This window comes from Streptomyces sp. V4I2 (assembly GCF_030817655.1).
Classification (GTDB): domain Bacteria; phylum Actinomycetota; class Actinomycetes; order Streptomycetales; family Streptomycetaceae; genus Streptomyces; species Streptomyces plumbiresistens.
In genome coordinates, this window is record NZ_JAUSZM010000003.1 from 1924262 (window position 1) to 1941681 (window position 17420).

The 17420-nt window shown below is 64.7% G+C and carries 13 protein-coding genes, 3 rRNA genes and 1 riboswitch; of the genes, 3 read left to right on the forward strand and 13 right to left on the reverse strand.

The window, feature by feature from the left end; genetic code table 11:
• Positions 1-54 precede the first annotated feature (54 nt).
• A riboswitch (glycine riboswitch) is annotated at positions 55-151 on the reverse strand.
• Between the two features lie 114 nt (positions 152-265).
• The 3 genes from QFZ76_RS09795 to QFZ76_RS09805 all read left to right on the forward strand — a co-directional run bounded on the left by QFZ76_RS09795 (position 266) and on the right by QFZ76_RS09805 (position 1981).
• Positions 266-637, forward strand: a complete 372-nt coding sequence (locus tag QFZ76_RS09795) for a PRC-barrel domain-containing protein (protein WP_307673359.1) — start codon at positions 266-268, stop codon at positions 635-637.
• Positions 638-785: 148 nt separating this feature from the next.
• Positions 786-1091 (forward strand): transposase, encoded by a 306-nt coding sequence (locus tag QFZ76_RS09800; RefSeq protein ID WP_307673360.1) that lies wholly within the window; start codon positions 786-788, stop codon positions 1089-1091.
• Positions 1088-1981, forward strand: a complete 894-nt coding sequence (locus QFZ76_RS09805; protein ID WP_307671840.1) for an IS3 family transposase — start codon at positions 1088-1090, stop codon at positions 1979-1981. Before QFZ76_RS09800 ends, QFZ76_RS09805 begins: the two co-directional genes overlap by 4 nt.
• 131 nt (positions 1982-2112) lie before the next feature.
• Here the strand turns inward: QFZ76_RS09805 and QFZ76_RS09810 are convergent, their stop codons facing one another.
• The 13 genes from QFZ76_RS09810 to QFZ76_RS09870 all read right to left on the reverse strand — a co-directional run bounded on the left by QFZ76_RS09810 (position 2113) and on the right by QFZ76_RS09870 (position 17402).
• A complete protein-coding gene (locus QFZ76_RS09810; protein WP_307673361.1) occupies positions 2113-3462 on the reverse strand; it encodes a DNA polymerase IV in 1350 nt (449 codons plus the stop codon).
• Positions 3463-3519: 57 nt separating this feature from the next.
• Entirely contained in the window at positions 3520-4164 is a 645-nt protein-coding gene (locus QFZ76_RS09815) for a MerR family transcriptional regulator (RefSeq protein ID WP_307673362.1), read from the reverse strand.
• A 258-nt stretch (positions 4165-4422) separates the two neighbouring features.
• Complete coding sequence (locus tag QFZ76_RS09820; protein ID WP_004002801.1) at positions 4423-4896, reverse strand: bifunctional nuclease family protein; 474 nt, start codon at positions 4894-4896, stop codon at positions 4423-4425.
• An 85-nt stretch (positions 4897-4981) separates the two neighbouring features.
• A complete protein-coding gene (locus QFZ76_RS09825) occupies positions 4982-5719 on the reverse strand; it encodes a MerR family transcriptional regulator (RefSeq protein ID WP_307673363.1) in 738 nt (245 codons plus the stop codon).
• A gap of 41 nt (positions 5720-5760) precedes the next feature.
• Positions 5761-6666 carry an FHA domain-containing protein gene (locus tag QFZ76_RS09830; RefSeq protein ID WP_307673364.1) on the reverse strand — a complete coding sequence of 302 codons (906 nt, stop codon included), beginning with the start codon at positions 6664-6666 and terminating at the stop codon, positions 5761-5763.
• A 61-nt stretch (positions 6667-6727) separates the two neighbouring features.
• Positions 6728-7561, reverse strand: a complete 834-nt coding sequence (locus tag QFZ76_RS09835; RefSeq protein ID WP_307673365.1) for a DUF881 domain-containing protein — start codon at positions 7559-7561, stop codon at positions 6728-6730.
• Positions 7562-7566: 5 nt separating this feature from the next.
• Positions 7567-7899: a small basic family protein gene (locus QFZ76_RS09840; RefSeq protein WP_003988855.1), complete on the reverse strand. Its 333-nt coding sequence runs from the start codon at positions 7897-7899 to the stop codon at positions 7567-7569.
• Positions 7896-8792 carry a DUF881 domain-containing protein gene (locus QFZ76_RS09845; RefSeq protein WP_307673366.1) on the reverse strand — a complete coding sequence of 299 codons (897 nt, stop codon included), beginning with the start codon at positions 8790-8792 and terminating at the stop codon, positions 7896-7898. Before QFZ76_RS09845 ends, QFZ76_RS09840 begins: the two co-directional genes overlap by 4 nt.
• Before the next feature lie 105 nt (positions 8793-8897).
• On the reverse strand, positions 8898-11393 hold the full coding sequence (locus QFZ76_RS09850; RefSeq protein ID WP_307673367.1) for a mannose-1-phosphate guanyltransferase: 2496 nt from the start codon (positions 11391-11393) through the stop codon (positions 8898-8900).
• A 116-nt stretch (positions 11394-11509) separates the two neighbouring features.
• Positions 11510-12118 carry a CDP-alcohol phosphatidyltransferase family protein gene (locus tag QFZ76_RS09855; RefSeq protein WP_307673368.1) on the reverse strand — a complete coding sequence of 203 codons (609 nt, stop codon included), beginning with the start codon at positions 12116-12118 and terminating at the stop codon, positions 11510-11512.
• A gap of 109 nt (positions 12119-12227) precedes the next feature.
• Positions 12228-12344 (reverse strand): 5S ribosomal RNA (rrf, locus tag QFZ76_RS09860).
• Positions 12345-12437: 93 nt separating this feature from the next.
• Positions 12438-15561, reverse strand: a 23S ribosomal RNA gene (locus QFZ76_RS09865).
• A 313-nt stretch (positions 15562-15874) separates the two neighbouring features.
• Positions 15875-17402, reverse strand: a 16S ribosomal RNA gene (locus tag QFZ76_RS09870).
• The 16S, 23S and 5S rRNA genes sit together here, the layout of an rRNA operon.
• Positions 17403-17420 lie beyond the last annotated feature (18 nt).

Here is a 17420-nt window from a genome sequence, read left to right on the forward strand (position 1 = left end):
GTGAGAGCGGAAGCCGTCGACGCCGTCGGCACCCGCTCTGCTTTCCAGAGTGACCTCGTCCGTGCGGTACGTGGGCCTGAGAGATTCCGGGGAGGATTTGCTCCTTCGGCGCCTCCGGATGGTGTCCGGAGGACTCTCCCGCGCGGGGTCAGCAGCCGCTTGCCAGACTACCAGCGGGGTCAACGCCCGCGTCTTCGAGTGGCCACGTTCCTCAATCTGCTCTTTTGTAGTGCTTACGGATGAGTTGCGAGCAAGTGGAGGGCCCGTGCAGACCGACATCGATCCGCGCAACCTGATCGGCCGCAAGGCGTTCGACCGCAACGGCACCAAGCTCGGCACGATCGACGAGGTCTACCTCGACGACGCGACCGGCGCACCGGAGTGGGCCGCGATACGCACCGGACTCTTCTCCCGAGACGCCTTCGTCCCCCTGGAACCCAGCGAACTGATCGCGGGCACCCTGCACGTCCCCTTCGACCGCGCCCTGATCAAGGACGCCCCCGACTTCGGCGTGGGCCGCCACCTCTCGCCCGAGCAGGAACTGCAGCTCTACCACCACTACGGCCTCGACGTGGCCGCCCCTCCCTCCTTCCCGGACCACGACTTCGGCAAGCTGGCAGGCACAGACGAGCCCTGACCTCGCACCCGCACCCGCACCCGCACCCGCACCCGCCGACGGCGCCCAGCCCCCACAGGGGCCACCCGCACCCGACAACGATGAAGCTTCCCCTTGATGTTGGACACCTGGAGACTGGGACGTGAGGTTCCAGAGGAAGTAGTGCCAGGTGGGAAGCAAGAGCAACCGCAGCAGGCGGTACTCGGAGGAGTTCAAGCGCGACGCGGTCGCGCTGGTCCGCTCCTCCGGCAAGACCGTCACCGAGGTGGCCCGGGAGATCGGGGTCAGCGCCGAGGGCCTGCGGAACTGGGTCAAACAGGACACGATCGACCGCGGACAGGGGACGCCGGGCGAGCTCACAAGCGCGGAGCGGGAGGAACTGCGTCGGCTGCGGCGGCAGAACCGTGAGCAGGCCGAGACGATCGAGGTGCTGCGAAAAGCGGCGGTCTTCTTCGCGAGGGAGAGCGATCGATGAACGACGTGTATGCGTTCATCGAGGCGGAGAAGACCACCCACCCAGTCGCTCTGTTGTGCCGGCTGCTGAAGGTGGCCCGCTCCTCCTTCTACGCCTGGATGGCCGGCGAGCAGGCCCGCGCCGCCCGCCGGGCCGCCGACGACGCCCTGGCCCACGAGATCACCGTCTTGCACATCGCCTCCCGGTGCACCTCCGGGGTGCCGCGCATCCATGCCGAACTGCGCAGGCTGGACCGGCGGGTCAACCGCAAGCGAGTGGAGCGGATCATGCGTGAGCGCGACATCACCGGGGTCACCCGGCGCAAGCGCCGGTCGCTGACCCGTCCGGCGAAGAAGGCGGTGCCCGCTCACGACCTGATCGGCCGCGACTTCACGGCCGCCGCCCCGGGGCGGAAACTGGTCGGTGACATCACCTACATCCCCACCGACGAGGGCTGGCTGTATCTGGCGACCTGGCTGGACCTGGCGACCCGCGAGATCGTCGGCTACTCGATGGCCGACCACCACCGCGCATCCCTGGTGGTCGACGCACTGACGATGGCCGCCGGCCGCAGCGACCTCCAGCCCGGCTGCATCGTGCACTCGGACCGCGGAGCGGAGTACACCGCTGACGAACTCCGCCGGGAAGTACGCCGGTTGGGGCTGCGGCAGAGCATGGGACGAACCGGCTCGTGCTACGACAATGCCGCCGCCGAGAGCTTCTTCGCGCTGCTGAAAGCGGAGATCGGCACTCGCCGCTGGCCCGACCGGATTACCGCCCGCGCGGAGATCTTCACCTTCATCGAGACCTTCTACAACCGCAAGCGGCTGCGGAGGCATCCAGTCTGGGGCTACCTCACCCCGCTGGAGACCCGGCAGCGACACGAGCAAGAACACGCCCTCGCAGCGTAAGCATCGAGTGTCCAGCATCACGGGGAAACTTCAACGAACCCCGCACGGGTGGTGCGGGCGGGAACGCAAACCCGGCCGAAGGCCGGGTGCCCACAACCCACCCGCGCCCAAAACCGCACCGCATCCCACCCTCAAGCCTCCGCAAAAGGCCCCCGCACCAACGGCAACGGCTCCGCCGGCTCCAACTCCGGATCATCGACCCGAAACGTCCGCACCCGCCCCGGCTCCGAATCAGGCGTCTCGAACCGCACAGTCACCCGCCCGACCCCACTCCCCTGCACCCATCCGTGCCCGAACTCGGCATGCGTGACATCGAGCCCCGAGGCCCACCGCCGCTCGACCGGCACCACCGGCGCCTCCGCAGGAAGGTCATCGGCATCCTCCGCCACTCCGGAGTCCTCCTGCTCGCCCGCCGCCTGCGCGAACAGATCCTCCTGCGTGTAGTCGGCCAACCCGCTCACCCCCACCCCCAGCAGCCGCACACCCCCCGTCGTGTCCACGGAGTCCAGTAGCCGCGCGGCAGCCTCCCGCACCACCGCCGGATCGTCCGTAGGCCCCCGCAAGGTCTCGGACCGGGTCAGCGTGGAGAAGTCGTACCTCCGCACCTTCAGCACGATGGTCCGCCCGGACAACCCGGCGCTCCGCAGCCGCCGCACACACCGGTCGGCCAGCCGCTGCACCTCCGTCCCTACCCGGACCCGGTCGTGGATGTCGATGTCGTACGTGTCCTCCACCGACACCGACTTCGTCTCCCGCTCGGCCACCACAGGCCGCTCGTCGTGTGCCAGCGCCATGGCGTACAAGGCGTGTCCGTGCGCCTTGCCCAGCAGCCGTACGAGCTCGTCCTCGCCCGCCTCGGCAATCTCCTCGACCGTGTGGATCCCGACCCGCCGCAGGTGGTCGCCCGTCGCCGGCCCCACCCCGGGCAGGGTCCGCACCGGCATCGGCCCGAGCAGGGCCCGCTCGGTTCCCGGCTCGATGACCACCAGCCCGTCGGGCTTGGCCTGCTCGGAGGCGATCTTGGCGAGCATCTTCGAGGCCGCCAGGCCCACCGATCCCGTGAGTCCGGTGACGGCCCGGATGTCGGCGCGCAGTTTGGCCCCGGCCAGCCGCGCCGACGCGTCGTCCCAGGCCGCTCCGCCGGCCTCCAGGTCCACGAACGCCTCATCCAGGCTCAACGGCTCCACCAACGGCGACAGCTCCTTCAGAAGCCCCATCACCTGCTCGCTGATCGCCCGGTAGAAGGCGAAGCGCGGCACGAGATACGCCGCGTTGGGAGCGAGCCGACGCGCCTGGGCCATGGGCATCGCCGAGTGCACTCCGAACACACGCGCCTCGTACGAGCAGGTGGCGACCACTCCGCGCGGCCCGAGCCCGCCCACGATGACCGCCTTCCCGCGCAGGCTCGGCTTGGACGCCTGCTCCGCCGAGGCGAAGAAGGCATCCATGTCGAGATGCAGGATCGTGGGCGCGCTTCTCACATCTCCGATGCTGCCCTACGCCACTGACAATGCCGTCCCCGAAGAGCGGTCCAACTGTCAGACCGCCCGGTTGCGCCGCCGCGCCAGCTCGTCCGCCGGGTTGTGACCGACGAGGGTCTCCCCGGTGTCGATCCGCTCCCCGTGCAGCTGGGAGAACGCGCTTTCCACGTCCCGCCACACCACACCCACGGCGATCCCGAAGATGCCCTGACCGCCCTGGAGCAGCGCATGGACCTCGTCCGGCGAGGTGCACTCGTAGACCGTGGCACCGTCACTCATCAGCGTCATCCGCTCCAGGTCGCAGAAACCGCGTTCCCTGAGGTGCTGAACGGCGGCGCGGATGTTCTGCAGTGACACACCGGTGTCCAGAAAGCGCTTGACGATCTTCAGGACGACAACGTCCCGGAAGCTGTAGAGACGCTGCGTCCCCGACCCATGGGCGGGCCGCACGCTCGGCTCGACGAGGCCGGTACGGGCCCAGTAGTCCAGTTGCCGGTAAGTGATTCCGGCGGCCGCACAGGCCGTCGGACCGCGGTAGCCGATCTGCTCGGACGCCATGGACGTCGCCCCTCCGCTGCTCGGCACGGCCGCCGGTCGCTGCGGAGCGTGATCGGCCGCGTTGCTGTGAAGCGGGTACGGACCGCTCGCCCCGAGACTGCGTCCGGGGGCACCCCCAGCCGTACCGTCGCCGCTGCTTCTCACGCCGACCTCCGTCCTTGACCTGCCTTCTCGACGGTAGGCAGTCACCAGGGGCGCGTCAACGATCGCCACACTCGGCACGCCGGGTGATAATCACCCTTCGAGTGGTTTCCCGCACCCAACCGCGGGGAAAGGCTAGCCGAATGCGCTCGGGGCGGCTCGCAGGACTCTCTCACGCGCCGTCGGCAAATGCCGGCATTTGAGGCGTCAACGGACGTGGACGAGCCCGGCAGGACCGTTCGCCGCCGAGCCACACCTGCCTCACTGGCTGCTGGTGCCGAAGTCCTCGGGCGAGATCTGGTCGAGGAACTCGCGGAACTTCTCCACCTCGTCCTCCTGCTCGTCCGGGATCGCGATACCCGCGTCGTCGAGCACGCCGTCACTGCCGTAGATCGGCGTTCCGGTGCGCAGGGCAAGCGCTATGGCGTCAGACGGGCGGGCACTGACCTCGACCCCGCTGGCGAAGACGAGCTCCGCGTAGAAGACGCCTTCACGCAGGTCCGTGATGCGCACTTCGGTGAGTTCCTGGCCGACGGCCTCCAGCACGTCCTTGAACAGGTCGTGGGTCAGCGGTCGGGCGGGGGCCATGCCCTGCTGCGCGAAGGCGATCGCCGTAGCCTCCCCAGGCCCGATCCAGATGGGGAGGTAGCGGTCGCCTCCCACTTCACGCAGGAGCACGATCGGTTGGTTGGAGGGCATTTCGACCCGGACACCTACGACATCGAGCTCGTTCACACAGCAACCCTAGGCCGTGCCCGGGACGTTTGGGTAGTCGGGCAGAGAACGGGTGGCCGATCCGGTCGGTGCGAACCCGCCCGTATCACGGCAGCCGCACACCCAGCGCGGTCTGTACGAGCGCCGCGTGCAGCTTCACCGTGAGCCCGGCCAGTTCCTTCGTACGGGCCTCGGCGTGTGCCCTGGTCTGCGGGTTGCGATGCCGCTTCAACGGGGCCACCACCTGGTCCACCAGCCCGGCCTCACGGTCGGCCGCCGCCTTCATCACCCGAAGATGCCGCGGCTCGATGCCGAACCGCCCCAGCTCGGCGATCAGCGAGGCCACGGTGGCCGCCTCCGCGTCGTACGCCCCGTCGGGCAGTGGAGTGATGAGCCCGTACGACTCCCACTCCTGAAGTTCCTGCTCACCGATCTCGGCGGCGGCCATCAGCTCGTCCCGCCCGATCCTGGCCGCCGTCGGCCCCTCGGCGACCTCCGCGACACCCTCGCCGTCCCGCTGACGCCCTACCGTCGGCAGGGGTAGCGCCTCACCGCGCTCCATGGCGTCGAGGTGCTCACGGATCACTTTGAGCGGCAGATAGTGGTCCCGCTGCATCCTCAGGACATGGCCGAGGCGCTCGACGTCGTCGGCGCTGAACTTGCGATACCCCGATGGGGTCCGCTGCGGCTCGATGAGCCCCTCCGACTCCAGGAAACGGATCTTGGAGATCGTGACTTCGGGGAACTCGTCGCGCAGCACGTTCAGCACCGTGCCGATGCTCATCAGTCCACTGTCCGTGGCGGCGGTACCGTGCCCGGCACCGCCGCTCGGTGTTTGAAGCATGGACCTTCCTGGGGGTCCCCCCGGACGGTGTCCGGGGCGGGTCAGTAGCCCCGCTGGCTAGCGTAGAAGACCAGCCGGTACTTGCCGATCTGCACCTCGTCGCCGTTCGACAGAGCGACCTGGTCGATCCGCTCACGGTTGACGTACGTGCCGTTCAGACTGCCCACGTCGGCCACCGTGAACGAGCCGTCCTGACCGCGGCGGAACTCCACGTGTCGACGGGAGACCGTCACGTCGTCCAGGAAGATGTCGCTCTGCGGGTGACGCCCGGCCGTGGTCAGGTCGCCGTCCAGCAGGAAGCGGCTGCCCGAGTTCGGACCGCGGCGCACCACCAGGAGCGCCGATCCCAGCGGCAGCGCGTCGACGGCCGCCTGCGCCTCCGGGGAGAGCATGGGCATCTGCGTCTGGCCCGTGACCTCGGCGTCGTAGGCCTCGAGCCCGGAGATGGAGATCGTGGACGTCGTCTCGGACGGACGCTCGGGCGTTGCCCCGGCCCGCAGCGGAGCACCGCAGTTGGAACAGAAGCGGCTGTTCTCCGCGTTGCGGTTACCGCACCTCGTACACACCAGGGCCGACATAGGGGAAAACCCTCCACCCGCACTTGAGGTTGGCGGTTGTCCGAAACCTATGCCGCCGGCCTGGGCAGGGTCAACTGACGGCGCGCCCTGACCACCGGAAATGTCATCGCCCGGACCATCGACCTGATCCCGGAACAGCGGGCGCTGGCCTTCTGCGTCAGGCTGTGCGCGATGGCGGGCAGTCGCATTGGCGCTGCCCTCTCGCGCGCTCTTGCCGAACAACTTCGCAAACAACTTCACGGGCGATTCCCCTTGACCGAAACAGACCCGCCCGTGGGGCAGGACGAACCCTGATTGAACACACCGGTCGACCCGGACATCCTCACAACGTCCGTATCCACCAGACAGTTTCCACCACGCACCACCCATTCGGTGCGCCGACCCCCCGCAACCTCATGCCCTCGCCGGACGTCTGCCATGCACCCCCGGTTCACTGGGAGGACGACCGAGCGTAGTCAGGCCGCTTCGCTGCTCGCAAGGCGTCCACGACGATCTTGTCCGACCGCTCGACGGTCACGGTGGCCTGCTCCTTCTCAAGAGTCTGCACCACGCCTCCGGGGATGTTGAGCGCCGGTTCGAGGTCCTGCGGCTTGCCGATGACCTTGAAACGATAGGGCGGGTTGATCTTGTTCCCGTCGACGCTCACGCTCTTGTCGGAGTCCGTCAGATAGGTACCCGCGACGACCCGCACGCCGTTCACCTGGATCGCCTCCGCGCCGGCCGCGCGCAGCTCCTGGATCGTGTCGAGCAGCATGTCCGCCTCGACCGCCCCCTTCGTGTCGTCGATCGTCATCGTGATGCCGGGCCCCTGCGCGGCCACCGTGCCCGCCAGGATGCCGAGCTGCTTCTCCTTCTCGACCGTCTGCTTGCGGGCCTCCTCGGCCTGGTCCGAGCTGTTCTCCAACTCGTCCCGCTGCTTCTCGAGGCCCTGCTTCTCGTCTTCAAGACGCTGAGTACGGTCATCCAGTTCATCGAGGATGCGCACAAGATCTTCCTGACGCGCGCCCCGCAGGGCGCTGTCACTGTCGCTGTTCGACGCCACCTGCACGGCCAGACCGAAGCCCAGGCCGAACAACAGCACCGCGACGATGAGTTGGGCCCGGGTGACACGCGGCGGCCACAACCCGTTCACCAGCCGCTGACGGCCGCTCAACTGCGGCGACTCGGGAGAGGCGTCCGCTGCCGGCCCGGAGGCCTCGGCGGTCACTTCCTGAGGCAGCTCCTTGCGCAGCCTGTTCTCGGGTGTCCCGTCCTGGTTGCTCATCTGCCTCACGCCCGGAACACGTGTCGGCGAATCGCCGCGGCGTTGGAGAAGATCCGGATCCCGAGCACGACGACGACTCCGGTGGACAGCTGGGCACCGACGCCCAACTTGTCGCCCAGGAACACGATCAGCGCTGCCACGACCACGTTCGACAGGAACGACACGACGAAGACCTTGTCGTCGAAGATGCCGTCGAGCATGGCCCGCAGACCTCCGAAGACGGCGTCGAGTGCCGCCACCACGGCGATCGGCAGGTAAGGCTCGACGACTGCCGGAACCTCGGGCCGGACCAACAGGCCGGCCACGACTCCCACGACGAGGCCCAGTACGGCGATCACGATGTGCCCTTCTCAGTTCTCGGCTGTGCTGTACGTACGATCACACTCGGTGCGGCGGGCAGCCGGAGGTCGTCCTCCACGGAAATGGCGGTCCGGATGCCGTAGTTCTCCTGCAGGGCGTGCAGATACAGCCCGTCGGCGCTGTCCTGGAACCTGGTGCTCAACCGCTTGCCGTCCCCCACGGCCAGCACCGTATAGGGCGGAACCAGCGGCTTGTTGTCGACCAGTATCGCGTCACCCGCGGCCCTGATCGCCGACAGCGCGGTCAGCCTCTGCCCGTTGATCGACACGGCCTCGGCACCCGACGCCCACAGTCCGTTGACCACCCGCTGCATGTCGCGGTCGCGCACCCGCCCGGTGTCGGAGAATCCGGAAGTCTCGCGTGGGTCGCCGTCCCCACCTGTGGTGGCTTCCTTGGCGTCGTCCACGACAAGCTTCACACCGGGGCCGGTCACTTCCGTGGCACCGGACAGAATGCCCACGAGTTCCGCCCGGTCACTGCCGCCGCTGTCCCTGAGGGCCGCACGCTGCCGCGCGCTCACGTCGTCGCGCAGCTGGTCGACGGAGTCCTCGAGTTTGTCCGCCGCCTCGGTCTCCTGGTCGATACGGTCGATCAGTTCCTCGCGCTCCTTGGCGACGACGGGAGCCGCGACCCGGGCCTGGGCGGCGCCGACGGTCACGACCAGCGCGGCGAGCACCAGACCAGCGGCCAGACCCAGCTTCGCCCGCAGCGTCTTGGGGAGGCCGCCCTCACCGGCGGCCTCCTTGCGGGCGGCGGCCTCTGCGTACCCGTCGTCGAGGCTGTGGTCCATGACATTGGTCAGCAGCGACATGGAGGCGTCCGGGCGCGAGGGGCGCGTAGGAGTGCTCCGAACGGGGGGCTGCTGCGGCATGTCGCACATCGTCGCACGCCGCGACCGCTACCTCCGAATGGCCCCACCGGCGTGCCGGACAGGCCCCCTCAGGGGCACTTGTCCGGCACGCGCGCGTGCAGTGGCTTAGCGCCCGGCGCTGTCCACGACCGCCGACCACTCGTCGAGCAGGGCCTGGGCGGAGGCGTCGTCCGGCCCTTCCGCCCACAGGTGGGTGACCGCTTCCGCCGGGTCGGGCAGCACCATCACCCAGCGCCCGTCGGTCTCCACCACCCGCACACCATCCGTGGTGTCCACGAAGCGGTCTCCGGCCGCTTCCACGACCCGCCGCATCACGAGCCCCTTGACGGCCCAGGGAGTCGCCAGATCGCGCTTGAGGACATGCGCCCGCGGAATCCGCGCGTCGATCTGGCTGAGCGTGAGCTGCGTCCGCGCCACCAGCCCGATCAACCGTACGAAGGCCGCCGTACCGTCGAAGACACTGCTGAACTCGGGGACGATGAACCCGCCCTTGCCGTCCCCGCCGAAGATCGTCGTCTCGTCGCGGCCGACGCGCGTCAGGTCATCCGGAGAAGTGGTCGTCCACTCCACCTGCGTCCCGTGATACGCCGCCACCTGCTCGGCGATCCTGGTGGTGGTCACCGGCAGCGCGACTCGACCACTGCGCCGCTCCGCAGCCACCAGGTCGAGCAGGACGAGCAGCGCACGATCGTCCTCGACGATGCGTCCCTTCTCGTCGACCAGCGACAGCCGCTCCCCGACGGGGTCGAACCGCACACCGAAAGCGGCCCGTGCGGAGGCCACGATCTCTCCCAGCCGCACCAGCCCCGACCGCCGCGCGTCCGCCGACTCAGTGGGCCTGGACTCGTCCAGACCCGGGTTGATGGTCAGCGCGTCGACACCGAGCTTGCCGAGCAGGCTGGGCAGCACAAGCCCGGCGCTGCCGTTCGACGCGTCGACGACGACCTTGAGCCCCGACTCGGAAATGCCCGTGGTGTCGACGTTCCGCAGCAACGACCCGGTGTACGAGTCGAAGACACTGGCGGGGAAGTGCAGGTCCCCGATCTCGCCCGGGAAGGCCCGCCGGTACTCCTGCCTAGCGAACACCCGGTCGAGCTTGCGCTGGCTCCCCTGCGACAGGTCGGCACCGTTTCCGTCGAAGAACATGATGTCCACGGAATCCGGCACACCGGGTGTGGTCCGGATCATGATCCCGCCGGCACTGCCCCGCGCGGTCTGCTGCCGCGCCACAGGCAGCGGTACGTTCTCCAGATCGCGTACGTCGATGGCGCTGGCCTGCAGCGCGGAAATGACCGCCCGCTTGAGTGCCCGGGCACCACGGGAGTGGTCACGGGCCGTGGTGACGGTCGAACCCTTCTTGAGCGTGGTCGCGTAGGCGCCGGCGAGACGCACGGCCAGCTCGGGCGTGATCTCCACGTTCAGGATCCCGGACACACCGCGAGCACCGAAGAGGTGCGCCTGTCCCCTGGACTCCCAGATCACCGAGGTGTTGACGAACGCGCCGGCCTCGATGGTCTTGAACGGGTACACCCGCACGTTGCCCTGCACGATCGATTCTTCGCCGATCAGGCACTCGTCCCCGATGACGGCGCCGTCCTCGATCCGAGCCGCGCGCATGATGTCGGTGTTCTTTCCGACGACGCAACCCCGCAGATTGCTGTGCTGCCCGACATACACGTTGTCGTGCACCACAGCCTTGTGCAGAAACGCCCCGGTCTTCACAACGACGTTCGAGCCGATGACGGTGTGCTCGCGGATTTCGGCGCCGGCCTCCACCTTGGCGTAGTCACCGATGTAGAGCGGCCCACGGAGAACGGCGTCGGGGTGGACCTCGGCGCCTTCCGCCACCCACACGCCGGGGGAGATCTCGAAACCGTCGAGATCGACGTCAACCTTGCCTTCCAGGACGTCGGCCTGCGCCTTCACATAGCTCTCGTGGGTACCGACGTCCTCCCAGTAGCCCTCGGCGATATAGCCGTAGATCGGCTTGCCTTCCTTCATCAACTGCGGGAAGACATCGCCGGACCAGTCGACGGAGACATCAGCCTCGACATAGTCGAACACCTCGGGCTCCATCACGTAGATGCCCGTGTTCACGGTGTCCGAGAAGACCTGGCCCCAGGTCGGCTTCTCCAGGAAGCGCTCGACCTTACCCTCCTCGTCGACGATCGTGATCCCGAACTCGAGCGGGTTGGGCACGCGTGTCAGACAGACGGTGACCAGCGCGCCTTTTTCCTTGTGGAAAGCGATGAGCTCGGTGAGATCGAAGTCGGTCAGGGCATCACCGGAAATGACGAGGAAAGCATCGTCCTTCAACGCCTCCTCGGCGTTCTTGACGCTTCCGGCGGTACCGAGTGGCTTCTCCTCATTGGCATAGGTGAGCTCCATACCGAGCTCCTCGCCGTCACCGAAGTAGTTCTTGACCAATGAGGCCAGGAACTGGACAGTAACGACGGTCTCGTTGAGCCCATGCCTTTTGAGCAGCCGCAGAACATGCTCCATGATCGGCCGGTTGGCCACTGGCAGGAGCGGTTTGGGCATGCTTGAGGTCATGGGGCGAAGGCGTGTGCCTTCGCCTCCGGCCATCACGACGGCCTTCATGTCGGAAGCGTCCTCCTCTAAGAGACGACGGTCTAGCCGACTTCACCCGTCCAGATTGTCCCGCACTTTTCCACCGCGGGCCATCGGGGCCGATACAGCCGTTGTATTCGGCGAGTTCAGTCGGCCATGGCGTCCGCACGAACCAGGCGGCGGACCTGTACCACGTAGAGAACTCCTGCCCACCAGTACAGCGTTGTACCCCAACCTGCGAACGCCCATCCGAAAATAGCAGCGAGTGACGCGGTCCATCCACTTCCGTCACTGAGCAGTAGCAGCGGGAAGGCGTACATCAGGTTGAAGGTGGCGGCCTTACCCAGGAAGTTCACCTGGGGGGGCGGATAGCCATGGCGCCTGAGGATGCCCACCATCACCAGGAGAAGCAGCTCACGCGCCAGAAGTACAGCGGTCAACCAGACTGGCAGAATCTCGCGCCAGGTCAGACCGACCAAAGTCGAAAGAATGTAGAGCCGGTCGGCGGCGGGATCCAGGAACCGGCCAAGACTGCTGATCTGGTTCCAACGCCGTGCGAGCTTGCCGTCCAGGTAGTCACTGACCCCGCTCAGAGCAAGCACCAGAAGCGCCCACCCGTCACTTTGGGGACCGCCGAACTCAGGCCTGAGGATCAGCCACAGGAAGAGCGGCACGCCGGCGAGCCGCGCCATGCTGAGGATGTTGGGGATGGTGAGCACCCGGTCCGTCTGGACGCGGGTCTCCTGGACCTCCACCCGGGAGCCTCCTGTGGGAAACGAGCCAACGATGCCCCCTGACCTTACCTCAACGCAAAAAAGCTCTGGCTCTTGGGCTGTGTGCCCAAGAGCCAGAGCTCTAAAAGGAGTTCGGCGGCGTCCTACTCTCCCACAGGGTCCCCCCTGCAGTACCATCGGCGCTGTAAGGCTTAGCTTCCGGGTTCGGAATGTAACCGGGCGTTTCCCTCACGCTATAACCACCGAAACACTATGAAACTGTTTCAGCCGCACCACACCCGTGACCATGGGCATGGGGCTGTTCGTGGTTTCAGAACCAACACAGTGGACGCGAGCAACTGAGGACAAGCCCTCGGCCTATTAGTACCGGTCACCTCCACCCATTACTGGGCTTCCAGATCCGGCCTATCAACCCAGTCGTCTACTGGGAGCCTTAACCCCTCAAAGGGGGTGGGAATACTCATCTCGAAGCAGGCTTCCCGCTTAGATGCTTTCAGCGGTTATCCCTCCCGAACGTAGCCAACCAGCCATGCCCTTGGCAGGACAACTGGCACACCAGAGGTTCGTCCGTCCCGGTCCTCTCGTACTAGGGACAGCCCTTCTCAATATTCCTGCGCGCGCAGCGGATAGGGACCGAACTGTCTCACGACGTTCTAAACCCAGCTCGCGTACCGCTTTAATGGGCGAACAGCCCAACCCTTGGGACCGACTCCAGCCCCAGGATGCGACGAGCCGACATCGAGGTGCCAAACCATCCCGTCGATATGGACTCTTGGGGAAGATCAGCCTGTTATCCCCGGGGTACCTTTTATCCGTTGAGCGACGGCGCTTCCACAAGCCACCGCCGGATCACTAGTCCCGACTTTCGTCCCTGCTCGACCCGTCGGTCTCACAGTCAAGCTCCCTTGTGCACTTACACTCAACACCTGATTGCCAACCAGGCTGAGGGAACCTTTGGGCGCCTCCGTTACTCTTTAGGAGGCAACCGCCCCAGTTAAACTACCCATCAGACACTGTCCCTGATCCGGATCACGGACCCAGGTTAGACATCCAGCACGACCAGACTGGTATTTCAACGACGACTCCACCTGAACTGGCGTCCAAGCTTCACAGTCTCCCAGCTATCCTACACAAGCCGAACCGAACACCAATATCAAACTGTAGTAAAGGTCCCGGGGTCTTTCCGTCCTGCTGCGCGAAACGAGCATCTTTACTCGTAGTGCAATTTCACCGGGCCTATGGTTGAGACAGTCGAGAAGTCGTTACGCCATTCGTGCAGGTCGGAACTTACCCGACAAGGAATTTCGCTACCTTAGGATGGTTATAGTTACCACCGCCGTTTACTGGCGCTTAAGTTCTCAGCTTCGCCACCCCGAAGAGTGACTAACCGGTCCCCTTAACGTTCCAGCACCGGGCAGGCGTCAGTCCGTATACATCGCCTTACGGCTTCGCACGGACCTGTGTTTTTAGTAAACAGTCGCTTCTCGCTGGTCTCTGCGGCCACCCCCAGCTCGAGGAGCAAGTCCCCTCACCAGTGATGGCCCCCCTTCTCCCGAAGTTACGGGGGCATTTTGCCGAGTTCCTTAACCATAGTTCACCCGAACGCCTCGGTATTCTCTACCTGACCACCTGAGTCGGTTTAGGGTACGGGCCGCCATGAAACTCGCTAGAGGCTTTTCTCGACAGCATAGGATCATCCACTTCACCACAATCGGCTCGGCATCAGGTCTCAGCCTTGATGAGCGGCGGATTTACCTACCACTCGGCCTACACCCTTACCCCGGGACAACCACCGCCCGGGCTGGACTACCTTCCTGCGTCACCCCATCACTCACCTACTACAAGTCTGGTCCGTCGGCTCCACCACTCCCCTTTGCCCGAAGGCTCCAGGGCGGCTTCACGGACTTAGCATCGCCTGATTCAATGTTTGACGCTTCACAGCGGGTACCGGAATATCAACCGGTTATCCATCGACTACGCCTGTCGGCCTCGCCTTAGGTCCCGACTTACCCTGGGCAGATCAGCTTGACCCAGGAACCCTTAGTCAATCGGCGCACACGTTTCTCACGTGTGTATCGCTACTCATGCCTGCATTCTCACTCGTGAACCGTCCACAACTCGCTTCCGCGGCTGCTTCACCCGGCACACGACGCTCCCCTACCCATCCATACGGGCGTTGGCCCTATTGTATGAATGACACGACTTCGGCGGTACGCTTGAGCCCCGCTACATTGTCGGCGCGGAATCACTAGACCAGTGAGCTATTACGCACTCTTTCAAGGGTGGCTGCTTCTAAGCCAACCTCCTGGTTGTCTGTGCGACTCCACATCCTTTCCCACTTAGCGTACGCTTAGGGGCCTTAGTCGATGCTCTGGGCTGTTTCCCTCTCGACCATGGAGCTTATCCCCCACAGTCTCACTGCCGCGCTCTCACTTACCGGCATTCGGAGTTTGGCTAAGGTCAGTAACCCGGTAGGGCCCATCGCCTATCCAGTGCTCTACCTCCGGCAAGAAACACACGACGCTGCACCTAAATGCATTTCGGGGAGAACCAGCTATCACGGAGTTTGATTGGCCTTTCACCCCTAACCACAGGTCATCCCCCAGGTTTTCAACCCTGGTGGGTTCGGTCCTCCACGAAGTCTTACCTCCGCTTCAACCTGCCCATGGCTAGATCACTCCGCTTCGGGTCTTGAGCGTGCTACTGAAACGCCCTATTCGGACTCGCTTTCGCTACGGCTACCCCACCCGGGTTAACCTCGCAACACACCGCAAACTCGCAGGCTCATTCTTCAAAAGGCACGCAGTCACGACTGCATGTGCAAGCACATACAGCGACGCTCCCACGGCTTGTAGGCACACGGTTTCAGGTACTATTTCACTCCGCTCCCGCGGTACTTTTCACCATTCCCTCACGGTACTATCCGCTATCGGTCACCAGGGAATATTTAGGCTTAGCGGGTGGTCCCGCCAGATTCACACGGGATTTCTCGGGCCCCGTGCTACTTGGGTGTCTCTCAAACGAGCCGCTGATGTTTCGACTACGGGGGTCTTACCCTCTACGCCGGACCTTTCGCATGTCCTTCGCCTACATCAACGGTTTCTGACTCGTCTCACGGCCGGCAGACCGTAAAAGAGAGATCCCACAACCCCGCATACGCAACCCCTGCCGGGTCTCACACGTATACGGTTTGGCCTCATCCGGTTTCGCTCGCCACTACTCCCGGAATCACGGTTGTTTTCTCTTCCTGCGGGTACTGAGATGTTTCACTTCCCCGCGTTCCCTCCACATACCCTATGTGTTCAGGTATGGGTGACAGCCCATGACGACTGCCGGGTTTCCCCATTCGGAAACCCCCGGATCAAAGCCTGGTTGACGACTCCCCGGGGACTATCGTGGCCTCCCACGTCCTTCATCGGTTCCTGGTGCCAAGGCATCCACCGTGCGCCCTTAAAAACTTGGCCACAGATGCTCGCGTCCACTGTGCAGTTCTCAAACAACGACCAGCCACCCATCACCCCGAACCAACCGGTTCGAGTTCACTGGGGCCGGCACCGAAGGTCCAGACTCGAAAGCCCGTACCCTCAGACACCCAACAGCGTGCCCGACACCCTCGCCACTCGCCTTCCATTCCACGCCGAAGCAGTACTAGGAAGACAAGCTGGTCAAGTGTGCCGAGTAGTCAACGTTCCACCCTTGAGCAACCAGCACCGGACGTTCGCCGATGAACTGGCCTCTGACCTCACCCCGAAGGGATCGGTAAGAAGTGCTCCTTAGAAAGGAGGTGATCCAGCCGCACCTTCCGGTACGGCTACCTTGTTACGACTTCGTCCCAATCGCCAGTCCCACCTTCGACAGCTCCCTCCCCACAAGGGGGTTGGGCCACCGGCTTCGGGTGTTACCGACTTTCGTGACGTGACGGGCGGTGTGTACAAGGCCCGGGAACGTATTCACCGCAGCAATGCTGATCTGCGATTACTAGCAACTCCGACTTCATGGGGTCGAGTTGCAGACCCCAATCCGAACTGAGACAGGCTTTTTGAGATTCGCTCCACCTCACGGTATCGCAGCTCATTGTACCTGCCATTGTAGCACGTGTGCAGCCCAAGACATAAGGGGCATGATGACTTGACGTCGTCCCCACCTTCCTCCGAGTTGACCCCGGCGGTCTCCTGTGAGTCCCCATCACCCCGAAGGGCATGCTGGCAACACAGAACAAGGGTTGCGCTCGTTGCGGGACTTAACCCAACATCTCACGACACGAGCTGACGACAGCCATGCACCACCTGTACACCGACCACAAGGGGGGCACCATCTCTGATGCTTTCCGGCGTATGTCAAGCCTTGGTAAGGTTCTTCGCGTTGCGTCGAATTAAGCCACATGCTCCGCTGCTTGTGCGGGCCCCCGTCAATTCCTTTGAGTTTTAGCCTTGCGGCCGTACTCCCCAGGCGGGGAACTTAATGCGTTAGCTGCGGCACCGACGACGTGGAATGTCGCCAACACCTAGTTCCCACCGTTTACGGCGTGGACTACCAGGGTATCTAATCCTGTTCGCTCCCCACGCTTTCGCTCCTCAGCGTCAGTAATGGCCCAGAGATCCGCCTTCGCCACCGGTGTTCCTCCTGATATCTGCGCATTTCACCGCTACACCAGGAATTCCGATCTCCCCTACCACACTCTAGCTAGCCCGTATCGAATGCAGACCCGGGGTTAAGCCCCGGGCTTTCACACCCGACGTGACAAGCCGCCTACGAGCTCTTTACGCCCAATAATTCCGGACAACGCTTGCGCCCTACGTATTACCGCGGCTGCTGGCACGTAGTTAGCCGGCGCTTCTTCTGCAGGTACCGTCACTTTCGCTTCTTCCCTGCTGAAAGAGGTTTACAACCCGAAGGCCGTCATCCCTCACGCGGCGTCGCTGCATCAGGCTTTCGCCCATTGTGCAATATTCCCCACTGCTGCCTCCCGTAGGAGTCTGGGCCGTGTCTCAGTCCCAGTGTGGCCGGTCGCCCTCTCAGGCCGGCTACCCGTCGTCGCCTTGGTGAGCCATTACCTCACCAACAAGCTGATAGGCCGCGGGCTCATCCTTCACCGCCGGAGCTTTCAACCCCCACCCAGGAGGGAGGGAGTGTTATCCGGTATTAGACCCCGTTTCCAGGGCTTGTCCCAGAGTGAAGGGCAGATTGCCCACGTGTTACTCACCCGTTCGCCACTAATCCCCACCGAAGTGGTTCATCGTTCGACTTGCATGTGTTAAGCACGCCGCCAGCGTTCGTCCTGAGCCAGGATCAAACTCTCCGTGAATGTTTACCCGTAATCGGG

What these genes read in the sequence shown, in the direction of transcription:
- QFZ76_RS09825 (WP_307673363.1), bottom strand. Translation starts at nt 5,719, where the DNA reads ATGCTTCAAACACCGAGCGGCGGTGCCGGGCACGGTACCGCCGCCACG.
- QFZ76_RS09835 (WP_307673365.1), bottom strand. Translation starts at nt 7,561, where the DNA reads ATGAGCAACCAGGACGGGACACCCGAGAACAGGCTGCGCAAGGAGCTG.
- QFZ76_RS09805 (WP_307671840.1), top strand. Translation starts at nt 1,088, where the DNA reads ATGAACGACGTGTATGCGTTCATCGAGGCGGAGAAGACCACCCACCCA.
- QFZ76_RS09845 (WP_307673366.1), bottom strand. Translation starts at nt 8,792, where the DNA reads ATGCCGCAGCAGCCCCCCGTTCGGAGCACTCCTACGCGCCCCTCGCGC.
- QFZ76_RS09850 (WP_307673367.1), bottom strand. Translation starts at nt 11,393, where the DNA reads ATGAAGGCCGTCGTGATGGCCGGAGGCGAAGGCACACGCCTTCGCCCC.
- QFZ76_RS09830 (WP_307673364.1), bottom strand. Translation starts at nt 6,666, where the DNA reads ATGGGTGGTGCGTGGTGGAAACTGTCTGGTGGATACGGACGTTGTGAG.